This is a genomic window from Nocardia sp. SSK8 (assembly GCF_037034205.1).
Lineage (GTDB): Bacteria > Actinomycetota > Actinomycetes > Mycobacteriales > Mycobacteriaceae > Nocardia.
The window spans coordinates 487520-510897 of record NZ_JBAGKD010000001.1 but is presented as its reverse complement, the minus strand read 5'-3'; the positions used below and the strand labels follow the sequence as shown (position 1 = coordinate 510897).

The following is a 23378-nucleotide window of genomic DNA, read 5'->3' as shown; positions in this document are numbered from 1 at the left end:
GATCCTCCATGGATCACCGGCCGCGGTGTCTGTGCTCAGTTCTTCGGGAACTTCAGCTGGGAGAGGTCGATGCCCTCCAGGCCCGGGGGGAGCTGGTCGAGACCGGGCGGCATCTGCGACAGGTCCATGCCCTGGGGCAGGCCGGGCATCCCGGCGGGCATGCCGGGGAAACCGCCGCGCATCTTCGGCGGGGTCGGGCCGCGGCCGCCCTTCTTACCCTTCTTGCCCTTCTTGTTGTTGCCGCGACGCGCGCCGGGCAGGCCCATCTGACGGCCCATCATGGCCATCATCTTCTTGGCCTCGAAGAAGCGGTCCACGAGCTGGTTGACCTCGGAGACCTGCACGCCCGAGCCGTTGGCGATGCGCAGGCGGCGGGAGGCGTTGATGATCTTCGGGTTGTCGCGCTCGGCCGGGGTCATGCCGCGGATGATGGCCTGCACGCGGTCGAGCTGCTTGTCGTCGACGGCGGCCAGGGCGTCCTTCATCTGACCGGCGCCGGGCAGCATGCCGAGCAGGTTGCCGATCGGGCCCATCTTGCGGATGGCCAGCATCTGGTCGAGGAAGTCCTCGAGGGTGAGCTCGCCGCTGCCGATCTTGCGGGCGGTCTCCTCGGCCTGCTGGGCGTCGTAGACCTGTTCGGCCTGCTCGATGAGGGTGAGCACGTCGCCCATGCCGAGGATGCGCGAAGCCATCCGGTCGGGGTGGAAGACGTCGAAGTCCTCGAGCTTCTCGCCGGTGGAGGCGAACATGATCGGCGAGCCGGTGACATTGCGCACCGACAGCGCGGCACCACCGCGGGCGTCACCATCGAGCTTGGTGAGCACGACACCGGTGAAGCCGACACCGTCGCGGAAGGCCTCGGCGGTGCTGACCGCGTCCTGACCGATCATGGCGTCGAGGACGAACAGGGTCTCGTCGGGCTGCACGGCGTCGCGGATGCCCGCGGCCTGGCTCATCAGCTCGGCGTCGATACCGAGGCGGCCCGCGGTGTCGACGATGACCACGTCGTACTGCTTGGCCTTGGCCTCTTCGACACCGGCGCGGGCGACGCCGACCGGGTCGGCCGCGGAGATGCCGAGCGGGTTCTCGCCGCCGCCGACGGAGGTGCCGGGATGCGGGGCGAACACGGGCACGCCCGCGCGCTCACCGACCACCTGGAGCTGGGTGACCGCGCCAGGGCGCTGCAGGTCACAGGCGACCAGGATCGGCTGATGCCCCTGGCCCTTCAGCCATTTGGCGAGCTTGCCCGCCAGGGTGGTCTTACCGGCACCCTGCAGACCGGCCAGCATGATGACCGTGGGCGGGTTCTTGGCCAGCGAGAGCCTGCGGGTCTCGCCGCCGAGGATGGCGACGAGCTCCTCGTTGACGATCTTGACGACCTGCTGGGCCGGGTTGAGCGCCGCGGAGACCTCCGCGCCCTTGGCGCGCTCCTTGATCTTGGCGATGAAGCCGCGCACCACGGGCAGCGCGACGTCGGCCTCGAGCAGGGCGAGGCGGATCTCACGCGCGGTGGCATCGATGTCGGCCGGTGACAGCCGCCCCTTACCGCGCAGATCCTGCAGTGCACCGGTAAGCCGGTCGGACAGGGATTCGAACACCGATCGCGCTCCTGATCTGAAAGGGACGTGTATTGCCCTCCCAGGGTAATGGGTGTTATTCCCGATGGCGCACGTGCGGTGGCGCGGTGCGGCGCAAGTCGTGATTCTCGATGTTCACCAGGTACACCGCCTCGCGCCCGGTCAGGCCCAGCTCCCGCGACAGCGACTCGATCCGGTTCCATTCGGAATCGGGACTGTCGACGTGGTGCGCGGTGGTGGAGGCGATGGTCATCGCGGCCAGCGCCTGGGCACCGGTGAGGGTGCGTCCGGGGAGCCACGAAACCACCCACAGGTCACCGCCGACGCAGCGCGCGATGTGCGCGGTCGCGTCGCTGGTCATCATTGATGCGGAAACGACTTCGATAGCCACGGATCTGCTCTCCCCTCGAACGAGTGACAGCCAGACCCGAGGAATGCTATAGGTCCCATCTCGACTTATCGGGCAGCGCGCGGGGATTGCGGGCAACCTGATAGCAATCGGTGAGTAAACCGTGTCCTGACGGTGTCAGGCGTCGCCGTCATCGGATACCGGGGGCGGTGGCGGGGCGGGGTGCGGAACCACGTCCAGCACAGCCTTTTCGATGCGGGCGCGTAGCTGCGGTGTGTCGGCGGTGCCCAATTCGAGGCAGAACGCGTCGACGACCGCCGAACCCATGGTGACCGCCTTGGCCCAGCGCACATCGGCACCCGAGGCGGCGAAGGCACCGGCGAGCCTGCTGAGCAAGCCGATCCGGTCCTCGGCGCGCAATTCCAGGATCACCTGGCCCGGCGTGCTCGTCGCCGACCAGAGCACCCGCGGCTGGGCCAGCGCGTAGCGGCCTGGTCCGGAGCCCTCGGCCTCGGCTTCGCGTTTGGCCAGGACCTCGGGCAGATTCAGCGCGCCGCTGCTCGCCCGGATGAGCTCCTGGCGCAGCAGGCCCGCGTCGGGTGGGTCGCCGAACTTCGGGGTCACCACGAAGGTGTTGACCGCCGAGTCCCCCGCCGAGCCCAGCGCGGCCGAGAGCACCCGCAGCGAGTGCAGCGCGAGCACGCCCGCCGCGTCGGAGAGCAGACCGGCCTTGTCGGGGGCGATCACGGTGACGACATAGGTGTGCTTGCCGTCGCCGGGCGCCAGGGTGACGTGCACGCCGCCCGCGCGCGCCCGTTCGAGCAGCTCCGGGTCGATCGGTTCCGGTTGCGGCAGTGGCTCGCCCGCCATCACCAGCTTGCAGCGGCGGACCAGTTCGCCGATCAGCGAGGCCTTCCAGTCGCCCCACACGCCGGGACCGGTGGCCAGCGAATCGGCCTCGGCCAGGGCGTGCAGCAGCTCCAGCAGCCCGACATCACCGTCGAGCGCCTCGGCCACGTGCTCGACGGTGGCCGGGTCGTCGAGGTCTCGGCGGGTCGCGGTGTCGGGCAGCAGCAGGTGGTGGCGCACGATCGCGCTGAGCGTGCGCACGTCCGAGGGCCACAGGCCCAGCCTGCGCCCGATGTGGGTGGCCAGTTCGGCGCCGACCACGCTGTGATCGCCCGCCCGGCCCTTGCCGATGTCGTGCAGTAGCGCGCCCAGGGTGAGCAGGTCGGGCCGGGCGACGCGGGTGCTGAATCCGCTGGCGTAGGCGACGGTTTCCATCAGGTGCCGGTCGACGGTCCAGGTGTGCAGGGCGTCGCGCGGGGGCAGATCGCGCACCGCGCCCCACTCCGGGAAGAGCCTGCCCCACAGGCCCGTCCGGTCCAGCGCCTCGACCGCGTCGATGCTGCCGCGCCCGGCGCCCAGCAGCACGAGCAGGTCGTTGAGCGCGTCCTTGGGCCAGGGTTCGCGCAGCTCGGGGGCGTCCTCGGACAGCCGGTTGAGCGTGGTCGCCGACATCGGCAGCCCGGTGCGCGCCGAGGCCGCGGCCACCCGCAGGATCAGCCCGGGATCGCGCTGGGGCCGCGCGTCCCTGGCCAGCACCACCTCACCGGCGTGCTCGACCACCCCCTCATCGAGTGGTCGGCGCACCGGCATCCGGCGCAGCCGGGCCAGGCCGCGGCGGGGCAGCGCGTTGGCGGCGGTGCGCAACCCCACCTCCGAGGAGTAGCTCACCGTGCGGGCCGAATCGCTCAGCGTGCGCGCGAGATCGAAGCGGTCGCCGATGCGCAGCGCGGCGCCGATCTCGTCGGCGTCCTGGGCGCGCAGCTGGTCGCGGGCCCGGCCCGCGACCCGGTGCAGTTCGGTGCGCACGTCCAGCAGCCTGCGGTGGGCCTGCGCGAGGCCGCCGCCGGGGACCTCCGGGCCGAGGCCCGGCATGGCGTCGGTGAGCTGGGCGATGGCCAGCGCGTCGAGCAGCTGGATGTCGCGCAGGCCGCCGCGGCCGTTCTTCAGGTCCGGTTCGGCGCGGTGGGCGATCTCGCCGCTGCGCTGCCAGCGCGCGGTGGTCTGGGCGATCAGCGCGTCGAAGCGGGAGCGGATGCCGGTGCGCCATTCCCGGCGCACCCCGCCGATGAGCAGATTGCTCAGGTCCTCGTCGCCGACGATGTGGCGGGCCTCGAGCATGCCCAGGGCGGCGATCATGTCGTCGGCGGCCACCCGCAGCGCCTGGGGCACCGTGCGCACGCTGTGGTCGAGCTTGATGTGGGCGTCCCAGAGCGGGTACCAGAGCTGATCGGCGACCTCGGCGACCACCTTCGGGTCGACGTCGTCGTGCAGCAGCACCAGATCCAGATCCGAGTAGGGCAGCATCTCGCGCCTGCCCAGGCCGCCCACCGCGACCACGGCCAGGCCGCTGTCGGCGGTGATGCCCAGCTCGCTGCCCTTGCTGGTGAGCCAGAACTCGAACAGGTCGACCAGCGCCGAGCGCAGCGCCTCCGGATCCAGGCGCGGATTGCGTGTGCCCGCTCCCTCGAGCAGCGCCGCCCTGGCCTTGACCAGGTCGGCCGCGCCGTTGTGCTGAATACCGCCGTTCTGTGCTGCCACTGCCCCACCGCCATTCATGCGGGCGGCCCCGCCCCGACCGGTCTCCCGGTGGGAGCGGGGCCGCCGCTCGATCGTTGCGCCGCCGGTCGCTCCGGCGCCGGACTACAGTGCGTCGGTACCGCGTTCGCCGGTACGGACCCGGATGATCGTGTCGACCGGGGTGACCCAGACCTTGCCGTCACCGATCTTGCCGGTGCGCGAGGCCTCCACGATCACCTCGACGACCTTCTCCACCGACGCGTCGTCGACGACGATCTCGACGCGGACCTTGGGGACGAAGTCCACCGAGTACTCCGCGCCGCGGTAGACCTCGGTGTGGCCCTTCTGCCGACCGTAGCCCTGGACCTCGCTGACGGTCATGCCGAACACGCCCGCCTGCTCGAGTCCGGTCTTGACGTCCTCCAGGGTGAACGGTTTGACGATAGCGGTAATGAGTTTCATTACGTCATGCCTCCTTGACGGCAGTCCGTGCCGTGCCACTCACAGCAGCAAAATCGTAGGCCGTCTCCGCGTGCTCGGACTCGTCCATTCCCGCAGATTCTTCCTCCGCGCTGGCACGCAGGCCGATGGTGGCCTTCAGGACCAGGGCGATCACGGTCGCGACGACCAGCGAGTAGGCCAGCACCGCGAAGGCACCCGCGGCCTGACGCCACAGCACATCGAAGCCGCCGCCGTAGAACAGGCCGTCGGCGCCGGTCGGGGCCTCGGCGGTACCCACCAGGCCGATGAGCACGGTACCGATGACACCACCGACGAGGTGGATGCCGACGACATCGAGCGAGTCGTCGTAGCCGAACTTGAACTTCAGGCCGACCGCCAGCGCGCAGGCCGCACCGGCCACGGCGCCGACCACGATCGCGCCGACCACGTTGACCGAGGCACAGGCCGGGGTGATGGCGACCAGACCGGCCACGATGCCCGAGGCCGCGCCCAGCGAGGTCGGGTGACCGTCACGGAACTTCTCGACCAGCAGCCAGGCGAGCATGGCCGCGGCGGTGGCGACCAGGGTGGTCACGAAGGCGGCGGCGGCGGTGCCGTTGGCACCCAGGGCCGAACCGGCGTTGAATCCGAACCACCCGAACCACAGCAGGCCGGCACCCAGCATGACGAACGGGAGGTTGTGCGGACGGAACGGCGACTTCGGCCAGCCCTTGCGCTTGCCGAGGACCAGCGCCAGCGCCAGCGCGGCGGCACCGGAGTTGATGTGCACGGCGGTACCACCGGCGAAGTCGATGGCCTTGACCTTCTCCATGATCCAGCCGCCACCCCAGACCCAGTGCGCGACCGGGAAGTAGACGACCGTGGCCCAGACCGCGGCGAAGACCAGCCAGGCGCTGAACTTCATCCGGTCGGCGACCGCACCCGAGATGAGGGCGACGGTGATGATCGCGAACATCGCCTGGAAGGCGACGAAGACGAGCACCGGGATGGTGCCGGTCAGCGGCACGCCCGCGGCGTCCTCGCCGAAGCCGGTGAACAGGGTGCGCAGGCCGAAGAACTCGGTCGGGTCGCCGATCAGGCTGGCCTTGTCGGTGCCGAAGGCCACCGAGTAGCCGTACAGCGCCCAGAGCACACCGATCACGCCCATGGCGCTGATGCTCATCATGATCATGTTCAGGACGTTCTTGCTACGGACCATGCCGCCGTAGAAGAACGCCAGTCCGGGGGTCATCAGCAGCACGAGAGCCGCGCTGGTCATCACCCATGCCGTGTCACCTGTGTCGGGTGCACCGATCTCGGCGCCCGCCAGGAGTACGGGATTCACCACCTTGAGTCCTCCTCATCTCGGGCCCCCGACGAGTACGACGAAGGCCTGCCAAGAAGGGTCCTCATCCGGTGTTTCATCCGGTGAGCTGTGGTGTTTCACCTGCGTGAACGGATAGCCGAGTTGTGTTGCTTCCAGGTTTCGTCGGCTTGGCCACACCTTCGACCCTCACGGTGAGCTGTGTTGCGAAGTGGGGTTCGCCCCGCGTTCGCGGGCGGGCCGCTGGCCGCTGTTCGCCCTGGTGGACGGCACTGCCCGCCCGGTCGCGGGGACCGGGCGGGCAGGGTGAGGCTAGGAGTTGCCGCCCAGCAGCGCGTCGACGAAGGCGCCGGGCTCGAACGGGGCCAGATCGTCGGCACCCTCGCCGAGACCGACCAGTTTCACCGGAACGCCCAGCTCGTGCTGGACCTGGAAGACGATGCCACCCTTGGCGGTGCCGTCCAGCTTGGTGAGCACCACACCGGTGATGTCGACGACGTCGGCGAACACCCGCGCCTGCATCAGGCCGTTCTGGCCGACGGTGGAGTCCAGGACCAGCAGCACCTCGTCGACCGCGGCCTTCTTCTCCACCACCCGCTTGACCTTGCCCAGCTCGTCCATCAGGCCGGTCTTGGTGTGCAGGCGGCCCGCGGTGTCGACCAGGACGGCGTCGACGCCGCGGTCGATGCCCGCGCTGACCGCGTCGAAGGCGACAGCGGCCGGATCGGCGGCCTCCTTGCCGCGCACGGTCTCGGCGCCGACCCGCTCACCCCAGGTCTGCAGCTGGTCGGCGGCGGCGGCGCGGAAGGTGTCGGCGGCGCCGAGCAGCACCCGGCGCCCGTCGGCGACGAGCACCCGGGCCAGCTTGCCGGTGGTGGTGGTCTTGCCGGTGCCGTTGACGCCGACCACCAGCAGGATCGCCGGATGTTCGGCATGCGGGAGCGCGTGGATGGACCGGTCCAGCTCCGGGCGCAGGGCCTCGATCAGCACGTCGCGCAGGGCGGTCCTGGCCTGTTCGGGGGTGCGCACGCTGCGCGCGGCCATCTCCTCGCGCAGGCGCTCGACGATCTTGGCCGTGCTGGCGGTGCCGATATCGGCCAGGACCAGGGTGTCCTCGATCTCCTCCCAGGAGTCCTCGTCGAGGTCGCCGCCGCCGAGCAGGCCGAGCAGGCTCTTGCCGACGGCGTTCTGCGAGCGCGACAGGCGCCCGCGCAGGCGCTCGAGGCGGCCGGTGGTGGGGTCGATCTCTTCGATCGCGGTGGCGACGGCATCGGCCTCGGCGGGGGCCGCGGGGGTGGCGGGCTTCGTCTCGACCGGAGCGGCCGGGGTGGGCGGCGCGGCCTCGACCGGAGCGGTCTCGGCGGGGGCGGTACCGGCGGGGGGCGCGGTCTCGGCGGGGGCCGTCTCGGCCGGAGCGGTCTCGGTGGGCGCGGTGTCGACGGGGGCGGTCTCGGTGGGCGCGGACGCGGCCTCGGCCGGGGCCGTATCGCTGGGGGCGGTGTCGAGGCCACTCAGGTCGTCGGGTACCACCACGGTCTCGGCGGCCCGCACATCGGCCTCGGGCAGCGGCACATCGGTGATGCCGCGGCGCGGGGCGTCGCGCGGGACGGCCGCGTCGTCGCCGATGTGCGGCTGGCCCTCGTCGTCGGTGCGCTCCCCGGCCGGTTCCGGGCGCGGCAGGGTCGGCGCCGAGCCGCCCTGACTGAAGCTGAAGCCCCCGGCCGCGGTATACCCACCGGACCGATCGGTCAGCTCCTTGTCCGGCTCGGGCGGGGCCAAGGAGATCTGGCGCCGCTTGTACAGGACGAAACCCGCGACGAGCGCCACCAACAGCACGGCGGCGATCGCGGCGATCAGGATCCACGCTTGCGAACTCACCCGGCCGAGTCTATTCGGGCAGCGTGGGCGGGCACGTCGGCGGCGTCGGCGGAGCAGGTCGACGCGGCCTTTCGCGGCCCGTCGGCACGCCGGGGAAACACTACAGATTCGTTGTCCTGCGGAACTTCTGGCGCAATCCCCATAGGATCGGCGGCGTGACCGATCGAAACGTGCTTGGGGGGCCGCTGGAAGAGTGCGGCGCCGATCCTCTCACGGGCTTCTACCGGGACGGGTGCTGCAGCACCGGTCCGGAGGATCTCGGCAGCCACACCGTGTGCACCGTCGTGACGGCGGAATTCCTGGAGCATCAGGCCTCGATCGGCAACGATCTGAGCACCCCGCGCCCGGAGAACAACTTTCCCGGCCTGCAGCCGGGCGACCGCTGGTGCGTGGTAGCCGTGCGCTGGCTGCACGCCCACGAGGACGGGGTCGCCGCACCGGTCGTGCTGGCCGCCACCCATGAGAACGCCCTCGAAGTGATCTCGGTGGACATCCTGCGCAAATACGCGGTCGATGTCCCCGACGACGTGAGCGACCTGCTGTAGACGGCGCCGCCGTACCGGTGCGCCGAGCTCAGTTGAGCGCGCCGTCGTAGTCCGGGAACTTGAAGGTGCGCTCGGCGTGGCCACCGGACAGATCGGTGGCGCTGTTGCCGATATTGGCGACGATCGTGTAGCCCTGCTTCTCGATCGCGGCCCGGGTGGCGGTCTTGTAGTCGGCGAGTCCGGCGTCACCGGCCGACAGCGTGGTCGGTGCGCTGCCGTACAGGTCGTCCACCGGGTAGCCGACCGAGCTCAGGTTCAGCCGCGAGTAGGCATTGACCAGGCCCGGCCTGCCGGTGACGAAGATGATCGCGGCGCCCTTGCTCTTGGCCCAGGTGGCGAGCTCGAGCACCGGCTGGATCGCCGGGATGATCACGCCGGTGTGGTAGGTGGTCTCGAGCGAGGTGTTGTCGATGTCGAACACGATCGCGGGCCGGGTCGCGCCGGGCAGCCGGGTCTCCAGGTAGGTCCTGGCCTCCGCCACGACGGGCACGATCTCGCCGATCCACTGCGCGTAGGGCGGCAGCTCGGTCTTCGAGCCCGACATCGACGACGATCCGCTGTCACCGGAGAGCGTGGACGACCCGGTCTCGGCGTGGGCGGCGGGCACGGAAGCGAGGAGCGCGACCGCGATCCCCGCGGCGACAGCTGCTGTAACAGGTTTCATCATCGGACGCTATCAACCGGTCCGCGCCACGATAACGCGTTACAGTTCCGCCTCCCGCCCAGTGGGACTAGGTCGCGGGTGCGCCGACCGATTCCGGCTCGGCCGACGGCGCGGTGTCGACCCGGTTGAGCCGCTGCGAGATCACCTGGGTGATGCCGTCGCCGCGCATGCTCACGCCGTAGAGCGCGTCGGCGATCTCCATGGTCGGCTTCTGGTGGGTGATCACGATCAGCTGGCTCTTCTCGCGCAGCTGCTCGAACAGGCCGATCAGGCGGCGCAGATTGGTATCGTCCAGGGCGGCCTCGACCTCGTCCATCACATAGAACGGGGACGGCCGGGCCCGGAAGATGCTCACCAGCAGGGCCACCGCGGTCAGCGACTTCTCGCCACCGGAGAGCAGCGAGAGGCGCTTGACCTTCTTGCCCGGCGGCCGCGCCTCGACCTCGATGCCGGTGGTGAGCATGTCCGAGGGGTCGGTGAGCACCAGCCTGCCCTCGCCGCCGGGGAACAGCTTCGCGAAGACACCGACGAATTCGCGCTCGACATCGGCATAGGCCTCGGTGAACACCTGCAGGATGCGCGCGTCGACCTCGGCGACCACGTCGAGGAGGTCCTTGCGCGCGTTCTTGACGTCCTCGAGCTGGGTGGCCAGGAAGTTGTAGCGCTCCTCGAGCGCGGCGAACTCCTCGAGCGCCAGGGGATTCACCTTGCCGAGGGTGGTGAGGTCCTTCTCGGCGCGCTTGGCCCGGCGTTCCTGGGTGGCGCGGTCGTAGGGCATCGGCTGGGGTGCGCTCACCTGCTCGCCGCGCTCCTTGGCGTCCTCGTACTCCTGGAGTTCCAGGGCCGAGGGCGGCAGCGGCACATCGGGACCGTATTCGGCCACCAGGTCGGCCAGCGCGATACCGAACTGCTCGGCGATGGTGGTCTCGAGCTGCTCGATCCGCAGCGCCGCCTGGGCCTTGGCCACCTCGTCGCGATGCACCGCGTCGGTGAGCTGGGCCAGCTGGGTGGTGAGCACCCGCGCCCGTTCCTTCACCTGTTCCAGCGCGGCGGCGCATTCCCCGCGCCTGCGCACCAGTTCGTCGCGGCGCGCGGCCGCGGCGGCGACGACCTGCTCGAGCTCGTGGGCGATCTTCGCGCCGGACTCGGCGACGGCGGCGGCCACCGCGGCGGCGCGGCGGCGGGCGGCCTGGGCGCGTTCGGCGCGGGCCCGGGTCTCGCGTTCGGCACGGGCGGCGCGGCGCAGCGAATCCGCCTTGCCGCGCACCGATTCCGCGCGTTCCTCGGCGGTGCGCACGGCCAGCCGGGCCTCGACCTCCATGGTGCGGGCCTCGGCCAGCGCGGCCGCGGCCTCCTCCCTGGCGCGTCCGGCGCTCTCGGTGCTCGCGGCGCCGACACTGTCGTCGTCGCCGTGTTCGATCTCGGCGTGCCGCAGCCGGTCCTCGAGCTCGGCGAGCGAGGCCAGCGACTTCTCCCGCGCGGCCTCGGCCTCGCCGCGCTGCCCGGCGAGCCGTTCGCCTTCGGTCTGGGCCGCGCGGGCGGCCTGGCCGACGCGGGCGAGGCGGTCGTAGATGGCCAGCAGGGCCTGATCGGACTCGTGCAACGCCATCAGCGCGTGGTCGGCCGCGTCCTTGCGGTCGGTCTGCTCGGCCAGCGCCCCGGCCAGCGCGGCTTCCAGCTCCTCGGCGCGGCGCTGCGCGGCGGCCAATTCGGCGGTGGCGGCATCGATCTCGGCCTGCACCTCGAGCTGACTGGGCATCCGCTCCGACCCGCCGACGATCCAGCCCGACCCGGCGAGATCGCCGTCGCGGGTGACCACCCGCAGTTCCGGACGCTGCGCGACGAGCGCGGTGGCGGCCGCCAGATCGTCGACGACGGCCACCCCGGCGGTGAGCGCGGCCAGGGCCGGACGCACCTGATCGGCGCCGTCGATGACCGCGGCCAGCCAGGTCGCGCCCGCGGGCAGCGCACCGGGTTCGGCGGGCACCACACCCTCGGTGGCGAAGACGAAGGCCACCCGGCCGCCGTCGCCGGAGCGCAGTTCGCGCACGGCCGCGTCGGCGGCGGTGGCGGTCTCGGCGGTGACGGCGTCGGCGAGCGGGCCCAGCAGCGCGGCGACCGCGGCCTCGAATCCCGCGCGCACCCGCAGTTCGCCGGACAACCGGCCGCCGAGCCCGGTGACCCCGTGTTCGAGCAGCCAGGCCGCGCCGTCCTTGCGGGCCAGATTCATCGAGAGCGCCTCGATGCGGGCCCCGAGCCGGGCGACGAGTTTGCTCGCCTCACGGTCCTGTTCCCGCAGTTCGCGCACCCGTTCGTCGGCGAGTTCGAGCGCGGCGACGGCGTGTTCGTGCTGGGCGTCGAGGCCCTTCTCCCCCGCGTCCAGTTCGCCGAGTTCGTCCTGCACGGCGTCGTATTCAACCTGGGCGGTCTCGCCGCGGTGCCGGGCGTCGGCGATGGCGACCGACAGGCGCGCGATCTCGGCGTCGACCGACTGGGCCCTGGTGCGCAGGGTCTCGACCTGACCGGCGAGCCGGGCCAGACCCTCACGCCGGTCGGCGATGGCGCGCACGGCGGCCAGGTGGGCCTGCTCGGCGGCCTTGGCGGCGTGCTCGCGATCGGCGAGGGCCTCGCGGGCGGCCTCGAGGGTCTCGGCGGCCATCTCCACCGCATAGCGGAGTTCGGCTTCCTCGGCCTCGATGCGGTCGGCCTCGGCCTCGAGCTGTTCGGGGTCGCGGCCGGTGCCCACCGGGGTCTCGGTGTCGAGGTGGCGGGCCCGGTCCCCGGCGATGCGGATGGTGGCGTTGACCCGCTCGGCCAGCGCGGAGAGCTGGAACCAGGTCTGCGCGGCCGCGTCGGCACTCGGGCTCAGTCTCGACAGCTGGAACTCCTGCTGGGCCAGCGCGGCGTTGGCGGCATCCAGCTCGGTCTGCACGGTGATCTGCTGCTCGCGGGCGTAGGCCTCTTTGCTCAGCTGCGATTCCAGTTCGCCGCGCCGGGTGACCAGGTCGTCGGCGGCCAGGCGCAGCCGGGCGTCGCGCAGGTCGGCCTGCACGGTCTGCGCGCGCCGGGCCACCTCGGCCTGCCTGCCCAGCGGTTTGAGCTGGCGGCGCAGTTCGGTGGTGAGGTCGGTGAGCCGGGCGAGATTGGCCTGCATCGCGTCGAGCTTGCGGACCGCCTTCTCCTTGCGCCTGCGGTGCTTGAGCACGCCCGCGGCCTCCTCGACGAAGGCGCGCCGGTCCTCGGGCCGCGACTCCAGGATCGCCGAGAGCTGCCCCTGCCCCACGATGACGTGCATCTCGCGCCCGATGCCGGAGTCCGAGAGCAATTCCTGCACGTCCATCAACCGGCAGCTGCTGCCGTTGATCTCGTATTCGCCCGCGCCGTCGCGGAACATGCGCCGGGTGATCGACACCTCGGCGTAGTCGATCGGCAGCGCGCCGTCGGAGTTGTCGATGGTCAGCGTCACCTCGGCGCGCCCGAGCGGGGCACGCCCGCTGGTCCCGGCGAAGATGACGTCCTGCATCTTGCCGCCGCGCAGCGCCTTGGCGCCCTGCTCGCCCATCACCCAGGTGAGCGCGTCGACGACATTGGACTTGCCGGACCCGTTGGGCCCGACGACGCAGGTGATGCCGGGTTCGAAGCGCAGGGTGGTCGCGGAGGCGAAGGACTTGAAACCCTTCAACGTCAGGCTCTTCAGGTGCAAGCTGTGCCCCTCTCCGCGAATCGGGCCAGACCTGGGCGCGGGCAGGAGAGAACACGCGGTCGGCGATGGTCGGGCCGGGCCGGTTAACCGGCCGATGACCCGGGTGCTCGCGTGAGCCTATCCGAAGACGGCGACACCTCCGGCCCGCGTGGCTGCGATTCGGCCGGGGTCAGTGCGGATTGTGCGGATCGAGGTGCTTGGTGACCTTGTGCGATCGCGGCGCCGAGCCGGTCCCGCAGGACTGCGACTCCCACCCGGTGACCATGCGGAACACCAGCACCGCGCCCCACGGGCCGATCACCCACATCGGCCAGAAGTAGGTGAGTTCGCCCGCCGAGAGCGAGACCAGCGCCCAGATGGTCACCACGATCGCGCTCACGCCGAGCCAGCTGCCCGCCTCGATGCGCTGCCAGACCGGGAGGCGTTTGCCGGAGCGGACCCGCGCGGGGGCGGCGGGTTGCGGAGTCGCCACGGCGGGCAGGTCGGAGAGCACCACGGCGAGCTCATCGCGGGTGGTGGTCGCGTAGACCTTGGCGACGCGCTGGTCGTATTCGGCCAGGTCGAGCCGCCCGTCGGCGAGATGCGTGCCCAGCTGGGCGACGATCGCGTCGCGTTCGGCGTCGGACGCGCGTGTACCCGGGCTGATATCCATGCCGACGTCCTCTCGGTCACCCTCACAGTGGTCTGCTGTTTCCAGCGTCCACCCTCCACTGTGTGATGTCAACCCGTCGCAGGTCAGAGGATCGCGAAGGCCACCACGAGACCGAGGGCGAAGTGCGCGGCGGCGACCACCAGCACCTCCGGGGTGTAGGTCTCCGCGTGCAGGGTGCGGCCGATGTCGATGCCGGTGACCTTCTCGATGATGCGCACCGAGATCACCTGCGCGATGATGCCGACCAGGCCGTACACCACGGCCGCGATCAGCCCCTCGGTCAGCTTGTTCACCCCGCCGGTCGCGAGCACCGCGAACACCACGATGAAGGCCATGCTGATCATGCCAGCGGCCGAGACGATCAGCGCGTTCGGTTTGCCGCCGACCACCAGGTCGCGCAGTTTGCCCGGGGTGGTCAGGTCGATGGCGAAGAAGCCGATCAGCATCAGCGCCAGGCCGATCAGGCAGTACAGGATGATGGCGCCGACGCCTTCACCGAGTGCACTCCAATACCCCGAGTCGAGGGCGAGGGCGGTCATCGTGGTCCTTTCGAACAGGTGGTGGTGTCAGTCGACGATGCGGTGCGGCACGAACGCCGCGCCGTCATCGGTGATCAGGCCCGCGGTCTCGCGGATGCCGAGCCCGGCCGCGGTGTCGCCGACGACCCAGGCGCCCAGCACCGGGCGCATGCCGTCGAACTCCGGGAGCGGGTCGAGCAATTGGTAGACGAAACCCTCGTCGCCGTAGACGCCACCGGTCGCGGTCTCCATCCCGGCGCCGACGATGGTCATATTGGCGCCCTCGCGGCCGAGCTTGGGTTTGCGGATGTACTCGGTGAGCTCGTGTGGGTCGTCGAGGTAGGCGGGCAGCAGATTGGGGTGGCCCGGGTACATCTCCCACAGGATCGCCAGGATCGCCTTGTTGCTGAGCAGCGTCGTCCACAGCGGTTCGACCCAGGCGGTGGCGGGCAGGCTCGCCACGACGCGCTTGCCGAAATCGTCGTCGAGGATCCACTCCCACGGATACAGCTTGAAGACCGCCTCCATCGGGGCCTCGGCCAGATCGACGAACCGGTTCAGCTCGAGATCGAAGCCGACCTCCTCGATCGGCAGCGCGACGGTGTCGAACCCAGCCTCGGCCGCGGTCTCCTGCATATAGGCGGTGGTGACGTTGTCCTCGCCGGTGGCGTCGGCGCCGGACCAGGTGAAGTGCAGTTCGGTGCCCGCCAGCACGCCGCGCAGCTCGGTCCAGCGCTCCACCAACTTCTCGTGCAGCGAATTCCATTGGTCGCCACCGGGATACACCTGCTGCAGCCAGTGCCACTGGATGATCGCGGCCTCGAGCAGCGAGGTGGGGGTGTCGGCGTTGTATTCGAGCAGTTTGGCCGGGCGCCGGGCGTCGTAGCGCAGATCGAAGCGGCCGTAGACGTACGGGTCGCTGCGCCGCCAGGATTCGGTGATCGGCCCCCAGCTCCATTCCGGCAGACCGAAATCGGCGAAGCGCTCGGTGAGCACCACGTGCTCGGCCGCGTGCAGGCACATCGACTGCAGCAGTTCCACATCGGCTTCCAGCGCGAGGATCTCGTCCATCGAGAACTCGTAGTGCACCGATTCGTCCCAGTACGGGCGCGGCTGACCGCTGGCGTCGCGACCGGGCGCGCCGTAGACCAGCCCCTGACTCTCGATGATCTGCTGCCAGCCCGGCCGGGGAGTACTCACCGTGCGCCGCATCAGGATCCGCTCCCGCCCGTGGACTTGCTGCCCAGGCCACCCCGCTGAATCGTGGTGCCGGACTTGGTCTTGATCTCGGCGTTGCGCGGTTTCACCGAGCTGCCGCCACTGGGCGGCTTGCCGATGGTAGGGGTGCCGCCGTAGTGGTACCGGTACTGCGGCCAGCCCAGCAGGATCAGGCTGCCGCCGCCCCCGTGGCTGGTGTCGCTGCGGAAATTGGTCTTGCCGTCACCGCAGTACTCGTCGGCGACGACGACCTCGTTGCCGTTCTCGTCGACCTGCACGCACGACGCGGTGACCTGCTCCGGCGCCGCGACCGCGCGATAGGCCAGATACCCGCCGCCGACCAGCGCGGCCACGCCGACCACGGCGACGCCGCCCATCATCACGCGTTTCCTGGTGCGCCGCTTGGCCTCCTCGGCCTCGGCGGCGGCACGCTGGGCCTGTTCGGCCTGCCTGCGCGCCTTGTCGCGGGCCCGTGCCTCGGCGACCGTCGGCGGCCGGGGCTGGGTGGTGCCCGCCTCCTGGCGCTCCATCCGGCCGGGCCGGGGCTCGCCCGCGGGCGGACCGGGCGGCTGCTGCGGCATCGGCGGCCAGCCCGCGCCCGGATCGGGCGGTGACCAGGGTGACTGTCCGGACTCGCCCTCGCCGGGCCGATCGGGCGGCGGCGGGTTCTGTGTGCTCACCGCTGCCGCCCCCTTGCCCCCGAAGTCACCACTAGCGCTCCTCGAATCCCGTCATGTCGCCCCGCGCGGGCTCCCAGCTTTCCACAACAAGGTCCACCCGGCCAGGCGGTGCGGCGTGCGCACCCTGGTCCACTGCGCCGGACCGTAGCAGCTCCAGCAATTTCTCGCCCGCCGTTCGGCTGCCTTCGGCGACCACGTGCACGCGCCCGTCGCGATGGTTGCGCGCGTAACCGACCAGGCCGAGTTCCAGTGCGCGCGAACGGGTCCACCAGCGGAACCCCACCCCCTGGACGTACCCGTGCACCCAGGCGCTGAGCCGGACCGGGGCCTCGCTCATGCGTCGATGTCGAAGTTCAGGCTCACCTTGGCGCCCGCCTTCAGGGTGCGGCCCACGGTGCACACCTTGTCCACCGCGCGCTGCACGGTGACCAGCAGCCGCTCGCGCGCGGCCTCGTCGAGCTCGGACAGATCCAGCTCCATGATCTCGTCGAGCTGCGGGTACACCTCGTTCTCCCGATCGGCGTCACCCGAGACCCGGATGGTCGCGTCGAAGTCGTCCCCGAGCCGCCGCGAGAGCGGCAGATCCGAGCTCAGCCCCGTGCACGCGGCCAGCGCGATCTTGAGCAGCTCTCCCGGCGTGAACGCCCCCTCGACCCCCTGCGAGGCGATCAGCACCTCGGCCCCCCGCGAACTACGACCGGTGTAGGCGCGGGTTCCGGTGCGCTCGACCCACAGCTCGGTCGGCGCGGTGGTCACGGGTGTGTTCTGCTCAGCCATAGTCCTGATCCTGCCATTCGCCTCGGGGACACCTCACGCCTGGGAACACCCACACCGGTGACCGCATTCCGGACCAGTGACCCGGCCCACGTTCCCTCCCGGCAGTGGCACACCATCCCCGCTTCGGTCAGCAGAGCAGCGCCCGGCGAACCGCAGCGTGGATCCGATGTCCGATTTGCGAGGGGTACCGAGGGTGCTCCGATACCGTTCGGGCGGCGGTTTCGACGGAAGGATGATGCGATGGCCCGCGACGGTTTCGTGCCGCAGGTGTTGTCGAGCTCGATGCGGAGTTTGGCAGGAGGGGTCCCAGCCGCGCCGCTGGGCACGATCTTCGCGCTGGGGACCGACGGCGGTTATGCCGTCCCGCCGCGGGAATTCCGGCTGTACTTCGGCCGATCCCGAGACGATGTCCATGTCCCCATCGGGGTCGATGACGAGCGGGTCAGCCGCAGACACGGTGTCTTCGAGTACGACGGACAGCAGTGGCGGGTCAGTAACTGGGGACAACTGCCGATCGAGTTCCCCGGCGAAGGGCTGCTGCTGCACGGCCAGCAGCGGGCCGTCGCACCCGGCTACACGCCGATGTTCATCGGATCCAGGAAGGACCGGCCGCACCTGCTGGAAGTTCATGTGGTCCGTGCCCACACCGGGAAGTCCACCGAGCGACAGCACAGCCGCACCGTGCCCCCGAAGGCGTATCCCTTGAGCTCGGACGAGAAATTGGTGCTGACCGCGCTCGCCCAACGGTATCTGCGCCAGGAACGCTATCCGCAGCCCCTGTCGTGGCGGCAGGTGGCCGAAGAGCTGAACAGCGGCCCGGACGAGCGGCTGTGGTCGCCCAGGACTGTGGCCTACATCGTCGGTGTGGTGCGGGAGCGGCTGTCGATGGCCCCCGAGCCTGTCGAGGGGATCCGGATCGAGGACGGAATCGGCGAACCTGTCGGTAATACCTTGAACCACAATCTCATCCAGGCATTGCTACGATCTGCGACACTGGCACCGGCAGATCTCCGGAGGCTCGGCAGCACCCTCGACGACGACCCGGCCGCGCCGGTGTGACGGTAGCTCGACGAAATCTCCACGACGGCGACGAGATCCGCCTCGGCGACACAGAGGTGCGAGAAAATGGCCCTGCGACCAGGGGACACATTCGCCGGATACATCATCGAAGACATTCTCGGCGTCGGCGGGATGGGCATCGTGTATCTGGCTCTGCACCCGCGGCTCAGCAAGCGCCGCGTCGCGTTGAAGGTTCTCGCCGACGTCCTCGCCGGTAATGCGGACGCCCGTCGCGCTTTCGACCGGGAGGCGGAGTTGGTGGCCGATCTCCGGCACCCCAACATTGTCACCATCTACGACCGCAGCAAGCCCGGCGAACCGGAATTGTGGTTGTCGATGGGCCTTGTCCCCGGCGGCGATGTCAAGGCGCTGCTCGCTGATTCGCCGCGGGGATTGGCACCCGAATTGGTGCTGCGACTGCTGTCCGACGCTGCCGAGGCACTGGACTACGCCCATTCCCAGGGAATCCTGCACCGCGATGTCAAACCGGCGAACCTGCTGATCGAACCGGCGCCCCGCGGTGGGTTGCGTGCGGTGCTGGGCGATTTCGGGATCGCCCGCGCGCTCGACGCGACAGCGACGGCCTCGGCGATCGCGGTGACCTTCGCCTATGCGGCGCCCGAGAGGTTCCTGGGCAGCGAGGTCGATCACCGGGCGGATATCTATTCCCTGGGCTGCACCCTTCACGAACTTCTCACCGGACAGACTCCGTACCCGCTCGATACCCAGGCCGCGGTCATGGGCGCGCACCTTCGCGCCGACCCGCCGTCACCGCACGCCCTCCGGCCGGACCTTCCCGCGGCACTCGATGTCGTCATCGCGAAGGCCCTGGCCAAGGATCCCGACGATCGGTACGCGAGCTGCGCCGAACTGATCGAGGCGGCGCGACGATCACTCACGAGCGTGGCCGATCAGCCCGGATCCGGCGGCACCTCCGCCACTCCGGCCGCGCCCACGGCCACTGCACCGAAGCCTCCCGCGACAGGTACGACGCGGGTGCCCGCGGAGACAGCGGCAAAGCGGTGGGTTCCCGCTTCGTGGCCGGATGCCGACAACGTCCACCGGTCACCGACCGAACAGGCTCAGCCGATCACGACCGGTAGCGCGGGTGAGCACTCCGCATCGTCCCCTCCCACCTCGGGCATGAGGTCGGCACGCGCTCACAACAGCGGAGTTCACCGGAGCACGCTGCCCGCGAAGTCTCCGATACGCCACCGATTGACGGAACCGATGCTGCCAGGGCTGAGCGATCGGCAGATCAAACTCGGACAAAGGTGGGAGGTGGGCTTTGTGGTCCTCCTGGTCTTGCCTCTCATGGTCATGGGCATATGGGCGAACGGCAGGAGCCACGTCGACGGCGCGACACCCAGTGCGTACAGAACGACCCAGGCGTCGGACGAGCAGGCCGCCTACACCGGAACGGCGTCGCCGAGCACGACACCGGCGGAGCGCAGCAGCTCGGATACCCCGACGACCACCCGCCGACCCACCACATCGGCATCGGCGACCTCGGCCATCGACCGGAGCACGGCGGTGACAACGACAGTACCGGTGGGGCGGTCGCGACCGCGCGCGTTGGTGGGAGACTGCATTGCGTTGAACGCGACCGGGAATCTGACGCGCGCTGGTTCCGACTGCGAGAACGGAGACCGCCCCTACAGGGTCAAGGCGATATTGCATCCAGACAACCCCGACTGGGAATGCCCGAATTCGAAAGATGGCTTCATTGTCGATGAGGATTACGGCCTGTGCCTCACCGTCTTTATGGTCGCCAACTATTGTTACCGCCTGACCGACCCCGCTGGTCCCGTCCTCCCGGCGTCGTGCTCGCCCGGAAACTTCGTTGCCCTGCGTACCACACGATCGGTGTCCGGATGCGGCGGACATGCCTCCTTGTCATTCCACGGGGGCTCGCTCACCTATTGCATCCGCTACCTCTGACGGCCACCGCGGCGCACGCCGTCGAGGCTCGATCTCGCCCTGGACGACCGCTTCCCGGTCCCGAGCGGACCGGGACGGGGCCGGTTGCGGGCGAGATCCGGCCCCGATCCTGCCGTGCGCTAACGGTTTTCGTCGGTGATCAACGCCCACCCGTCGGGCAGACCCGTCACCGTCACCGTCGACCCGCAGACCTCCAGATCGACGGTCACCTCGCCGAGCCGGAACTCCGACATCCGCACACAACCCCAGGACGCGGGCACTCGCGGGCGCACGGTGAGGGTCTTGGCGGGGATGTCGGGATCCAGTCCGAGGAACGAGCGCACCAGCAGCAGGGGTGCCGCGCTCGCCCAGGCCTGCGGCGAACAGGAGGTGGGATAGGGCACCGGCGCCTGGAACCGGGCGCGCGGGAAGCCGCAGAACAGCTCGGGGAGCCTGCCGTCGAATGCCGCTGCGGCGTCGAGCAATCCGGCGGAGAGCTTGGTCGCCAGTTCGACCGCGCCCGGCACGTGCTGGTACCGCATGAGTCCGGCGACCGCGATCGCCGTGTCGTGCGGCCAGATCGAGCCGCAGTGATAGCTCATCGGGTTGTAGGCACCCATGTTCGAGGCCAGGGTGCGCAGCCCGAAGCCCGAATCCATCTCCGCGGTGGCCAGATTGCGGATCAGGATCTCGGCGTGCTCGTCGGTGGCGATACCCGACCACAGGCAGTGCGCGGCATTGCTGGTGAGCGCGTCGATCTGGCGTTTGCTGCCGTCGAGCGCCACCGCGTACCAGCCGTAGTGCGGCAGCCAGAACTGCTCGGCGAACTTGGTCCGCAGTTCGGCGGCCCGTTCGCGCATCCGGGTGGCCAGCGCGGGATCGTCGAAGGCGTCGGCCAGTTCGGCGCGGGCCAGGTAGGCCGCGTAGACGTAGCCCTGCACCTCGCACAGCGCGATCGGCGCCTGCGCGATGTGCCCCGCGGCGTCGTTGATGCCGTCGAAGCTGTCCTTCCAGCCCTGGTTGATCAGGCCGCGATCGGTGGCGCGCACGTACTCCACGAAACCGTCGTCGTCGCGGTCACCGAAATCGGTGATCCAGCCGATCGCGGCGTCGGCGGCGGGCAGCAGCGTCGCGATCGAGGCCGGTTCGGCGCCCCAGCGCAGACATTCGGCCAGCAGCATGACGAACAGCGGGGTGGCGTCGACGGTGCCGTAGTAGATCTGCCCGCCCAGCACCTGCCCGACGGCCGGTCCACGCCGCATCTCGTGCATGATCCGCCCGGGCTCCTCCTCCACCAGCGGATCGACCGTCTGCCCCTGCAATTCGGCCAGCTGCTGCAAGGTGCCCAGGGCCAGATCGGTTTCCAGCGGCAGCGACATCCAGGCCGTGAGCAGCGAGTCGCGGCCGAACAGCGTCATGAACCAGGGCGCGCCCGCCGCGACGAACGGCCTGCCGGTGCCGGAATCGGTGTGGATCTGCAGGGCGCCCAGATCGCTCTCGCTGCGCCGCAGCACCCGGTTGAGCAGGCCGGAATCGGCGGTGATGTCGGTGGCGGTGGCCCGCCAGGCCTGGATCTTGCGCACCGGTTCGCTGGCCCGGTAGCGCTCCTTGGGCGTGCCCTGGGTCTGCGGGCGCTGCGCCGCACCGGCCGGGGCGGCGGTGATCTCGGTCTGCCAGCGCCCACCGGCGGGCACCACCACGCGCCAGATCATGGTGCCGGGCAACACCATCGGCTCGATGGTGGAGGTCAGCGCCAGCCCGCGGGAGAGATCGGTGCGGTCGTGCAGCAGCAGTTCGCCGTCGGAGGTGGTCATCTCCGAGCGGTGGCTGCCCATCCGCCCTTCCTTCACCGAGAACAGGTCCACGAAATCGGCGTCGACGTGTAGTTCCAGCACCACCGCCGTCGCCTCGCGGCTCATATTGTCCAGGGTGATCAGCTCGTGCATGCCGTCGGCGACGAGCCGGTCGCGCACCACCAGCAGGGTGCTGTCGGCCCGGCCCTGCTGCGGCGGCCTGCGCAGCACGAACCGCGCCGCGAAGGCCTCCGGGCTCAGTACCGACAGCGGCTCGGGGCGCTTGCCGTCGATCATCAGTTCCCAGCGCGAGATCACCCGGGCGTCCCGGAAGAACAGGCCCTGCGGCTTGCCCGGCTCGATGTCACCGAGCCGGTCGGACAGGCAGAAGGTGCCGCCTTCGACCAGGGTGACATTGCCCCCGCTGCCGCCGAGCCCCGCGGGTTCCCCCGCGTTGAGCGGGCTCGGCGACGCCTCGTCCTGACTCATGCGCGCCCGCTGGCCCCGACGGGCACCGGCAGCTCGTAGGTGTCGCCGACACCGATCGTGGTGCGCGCCAGCAGCTGCCGGTACACCTGCTCGTAGCCACGGCCCAAGGTGTCGGCGCCGAAGTGGTCGACCACATGGGCCCGGCAGGCGGCCGGGTCGTAGGTGGACACTTCGGCGATGGCGGCGGGCAATTCGCTCGGATCGTCACAGATCCGCCCGGTGACCCCGTCGACCACCACCTCGCTCACCGCGCCACCGCGCAACGCCACCACGGGCGTGCCGCAGATCATCGCCTCGATCATCACCATGCCGAACGGCTCCTCCCAGCGGATGGGGAACAGCAGACACCGAGCTCCGGACAGCAGTTTACGCTTGGCCGCCGCGTCGGCGAGGCCGAACATCTGATCCGCGTCGGTCATCCGGGGGGCGACGAACTCCTCATAGTAGGCCTTCTCCGGGGCCTCGCTGCACTTGCCCGCCAGGATCAGCGGAATGCCCGCCGCGTGCGCGGCGTCGAGCGCCAGGTGCGGGCCCTTGTCGGCGCTGAACCGGCCGAGGAACAGGGCGTAGTCCTGCTTTTCGGTCTGGTACGGCCACTGTTCGGGGCGCAGCGCGTTGTGCACCCGGCCCGCCCACGGCAGGTCGGGGGCCAGCGCGCGCTGGCGGTCGCTGATGGCCACCAGCGAGCACTCCTGGCCCAGTTCGCGGTAGTACCGGTAGCAGTCGTCCTGCACCGGCCCGTGCACGGTGACCACTGTCGGCAGGCCCAGATCCGCGTAGGCGGGCGCGTTGAGCGGACCGGCGAAGGTGTGGTCGTGCACCAGATCGACACCCTCCTCCTCGGCCAGGCGCTCGATCGCGCGGCGGACCCGCAGCGCGTGCACGATCTCGGGGAACGGATCGCCCAGCCGCTCGGGCTGGATCCGGTCCCACAGCGGGACGAAGTTCGCCTTGGTTCCCGGCTCGCCCGCGCCGAACAGGGTGACGTGATGGCCGCGCTCACACAGCGAGTCGACCAGGTCGGCGACTACGGCTTCCACGCCGCCGTACGCCTTGGGGGGAACATCGAAATACGGGGGAACAACCATCGCGATACGCAGTGGATTCTCGAAGAACCCGGCCGGCGACATTGCCGACATGTCTGCACTCATGACCTTCCTTCCAGGGACACAACCTCGCAACACTTGCGTTGAACAAGAGATGGC

At 70.2% G+C, this 23378-nt stretch carries 19 protein-coding genes; 3 read left to right on the top strand and 16 right to left on the bottom strand.

The genetic code is table 11. The annotated features are described in order from the left end of the window. Positions 1–35: 35 nt before the first annotated feature. From ffh to ftsY, 6 genes are all read right to left on the bottom strand, one after another. Positions 36–1598: a signal recognition particle protein gene (gene ffh / locus WA675_RS02300; protein WP_336081461.1), complete on the bottom strand. Its 1563-nt coding sequence runs from the start codon at positions 1596–1598 to the stop codon at positions 36–38. A 55-nt stretch (positions 1599–1653) separates the two neighbouring features. Continuing rightward, a complete protein-coding gene (locus WA675_RS02295) occupies positions 1654–1938 on the bottom strand; it encodes a hypothetical protein (protein ID WP_442945534.1) in 285 nt (94 codons plus the stop codon). 165 nt (positions 1939–2103) lie between these two features. Beyond that, entirely contained in the window at positions 2104–4551 is a 2448-nt protein-coding gene (locus WA675_RS02290) for a [protein-PII] uridylyltransferase (protein WP_336081459.1), read from the bottom strand. A gap of 84 nt (positions 4552–4635) precedes the next feature. After that, complete coding sequence (locus WA675_RS02285) at positions 4636–4974, bottom strand: P-II family nitrogen regulator (protein WP_336081457.1); 339 nt, start codon at positions 4972–4974, stop codon at positions 4636–4638. Positions 4975–4978: 4 nt separating this feature from the next. Next, positions 4979–6283 carry an ammonium transporter gene (locus WA675_RS02280; RefSeq protein ID WP_336081845.1) on the bottom strand — a complete coding sequence of 435 codons (1305 nt, stop codon included), beginning with the start codon at positions 6281–6283 and terminating at the stop codon, positions 4979–4981. A 306-nt stretch (positions 6284–6589) separates the two neighbouring features. Then, the gene (gene ftsY, locus WA675_RS02275; RefSeq protein ID WP_336081456.1) at positions 6590–8155 is read right to left on the bottom strand and encodes a signal recognition particle-docking protein FtsY; all 1566 of its coding nucleotides are present in this window, start codon (positions 8153–8155) and stop codon (positions 6590–6592) included. 155 nt (positions 8156–8310) lie between these two features. Between ftsY and WA675_RS02270 the strand changes: the two genes are divergently transcribed. Continuing rightward, positions 8311–8700 carry a DUF2237 family protein gene (locus WA675_RS02270; protein ID WP_067448994.1) on the top strand — a complete coding sequence of 130 codons (390 nt, stop codon included), beginning with the start codon at positions 8311–8313 and terminating at the stop codon, positions 8698–8700. Between the two features lie 28 nt (positions 8701–8728). Here WA675_RS02270 and WA675_RS02265 read toward each other — a convergent pair whose 3' ends face one another. From WA675_RS02265 to WA675_RS02230, 8 genes are all read right to left on the bottom strand, one after another. Further along, on the bottom strand, positions 8729–9364 hold the full coding sequence (locus WA675_RS02265) for an HAD family acid phosphatase (protein WP_336081453.1): 636 nt from the start codon (positions 9362–9364) through the stop codon (positions 8729–8731). 67 nt (positions 9365–9431) lie between these two features. Continuing rightward, complete coding sequence (smc, locus tag WA675_RS02260) at positions 9432–13067, bottom strand: chromosome segregation protein SMC (protein ID WP_336081452.1); 3636 nt, start codon at positions 13065–13067, stop codon at positions 9432–9434. A gap of 169 nt (positions 13068–13236) precedes the next feature. Further along, positions 13237–13719 (bottom strand): DUF1707 SHOCT-like domain-containing protein, encoded by a 483-nt coding sequence (locus WA675_RS02255; RefSeq protein WP_336081450.1) that lies wholly within the window; start codon positions 13717–13719, stop codon positions 13237–13239. An 83-nt stretch (positions 13720–13802) separates the two neighbouring features. After that, positions 13803–14258, bottom strand: a complete 456-nt coding sequence (locus WA675_RS02250; protein WP_336081449.1) for a DUF350 domain-containing protein — start codon at positions 14256–14258, stop codon at positions 13803–13805. A 27-nt stretch (positions 14259–14285) separates the two neighbouring features. After that, the gene (locus WA675_RS02245) at positions 14286–15449 is read right to left on the bottom strand and encodes a glutathionylspermidine synthase family protein (protein WP_336081447.1); all 1164 of its coding nucleotides are present in this window, start codon (positions 15447–15449) and stop codon (positions 14286–14288) included. Further along, positions 15449–15985 carry a hypothetical protein gene (locus WA675_RS02240; protein ID WP_442945552.1) on the bottom strand — a complete coding sequence of 179 codons (537 nt, stop codon included), beginning with the start codon at positions 15983–15985 and terminating at the stop codon, positions 15449–15451. The genes WA675_RS02245 and WA675_RS02240 overlap by 1 nt, the downstream gene beginning before the upstream one ends. Before the next feature lie 181 nt (positions 15986–16166). Then, positions 16167–16472: an acylphosphatase gene (locus tag WA675_RS02235; protein WP_336081444.1), complete on the bottom strand. Its 306-nt coding sequence runs from the start codon at positions 16470–16472 to the stop codon at positions 16167–16169. Further along, a complete protein-coding gene (locus tag WA675_RS02230; RefSeq protein WP_336081443.1) occupies positions 16469–16912 on the bottom strand; it encodes an OsmC family protein in 444 nt (147 codons plus the stop codon). The genes WA675_RS02235 and WA675_RS02230 overlap by 4 nt, the downstream gene beginning before the upstream one ends. Positions 16913–17152: 240 nt before the next feature. On the opposite strand from WA675_RS02230, the gene WA675_RS02225 reads away from it, so the two are divergent. Then, entirely contained in the window at positions 17153–17971 is an 819-nt protein-coding gene (locus WA675_RS02225) for an FHA domain-containing protein (protein ID WP_336081442.1), read from the top strand. Between the two features lie 66 nt (positions 17972–18037). Then, entirely contained in the window at positions 18038–19912 is a 1875-nt protein-coding gene (locus WA675_RS02220; protein ID WP_336081440.1) for a serine/threonine-protein kinase, read from the top strand. Positions 19913–20031: 119 nt separating this feature from the next. On the opposite strand, the gene WA675_RS02215 is transcribed toward WA675_RS02220, so the two are convergent. Both WA675_RS02215 and WA675_RS02210 read right to left on the bottom strand, forming a co-directional pair. Beyond that, positions 20032–22173: an amylo-alpha-1,6-glucosidase gene (locus WA675_RS02215; protein ID WP_336081439.1), complete on the bottom strand. Its 2142-nt coding sequence runs from the start codon at positions 22171–22173 to the stop codon at positions 20032–20034. Beyond that, positions 22170–23324, bottom strand: a complete 1155-nt coding sequence (locus WA675_RS02210; protein WP_336081438.1) for a glycosyltransferase family 4 protein — start codon at positions 23322–23324, stop codon at positions 22170–22172. The genes WA675_RS02215 and WA675_RS02210 overlap by 4 nt, the downstream gene beginning before the upstream one ends. Between the last annotated feature and the right edge of the window lie 54 nt (positions 23325–23378).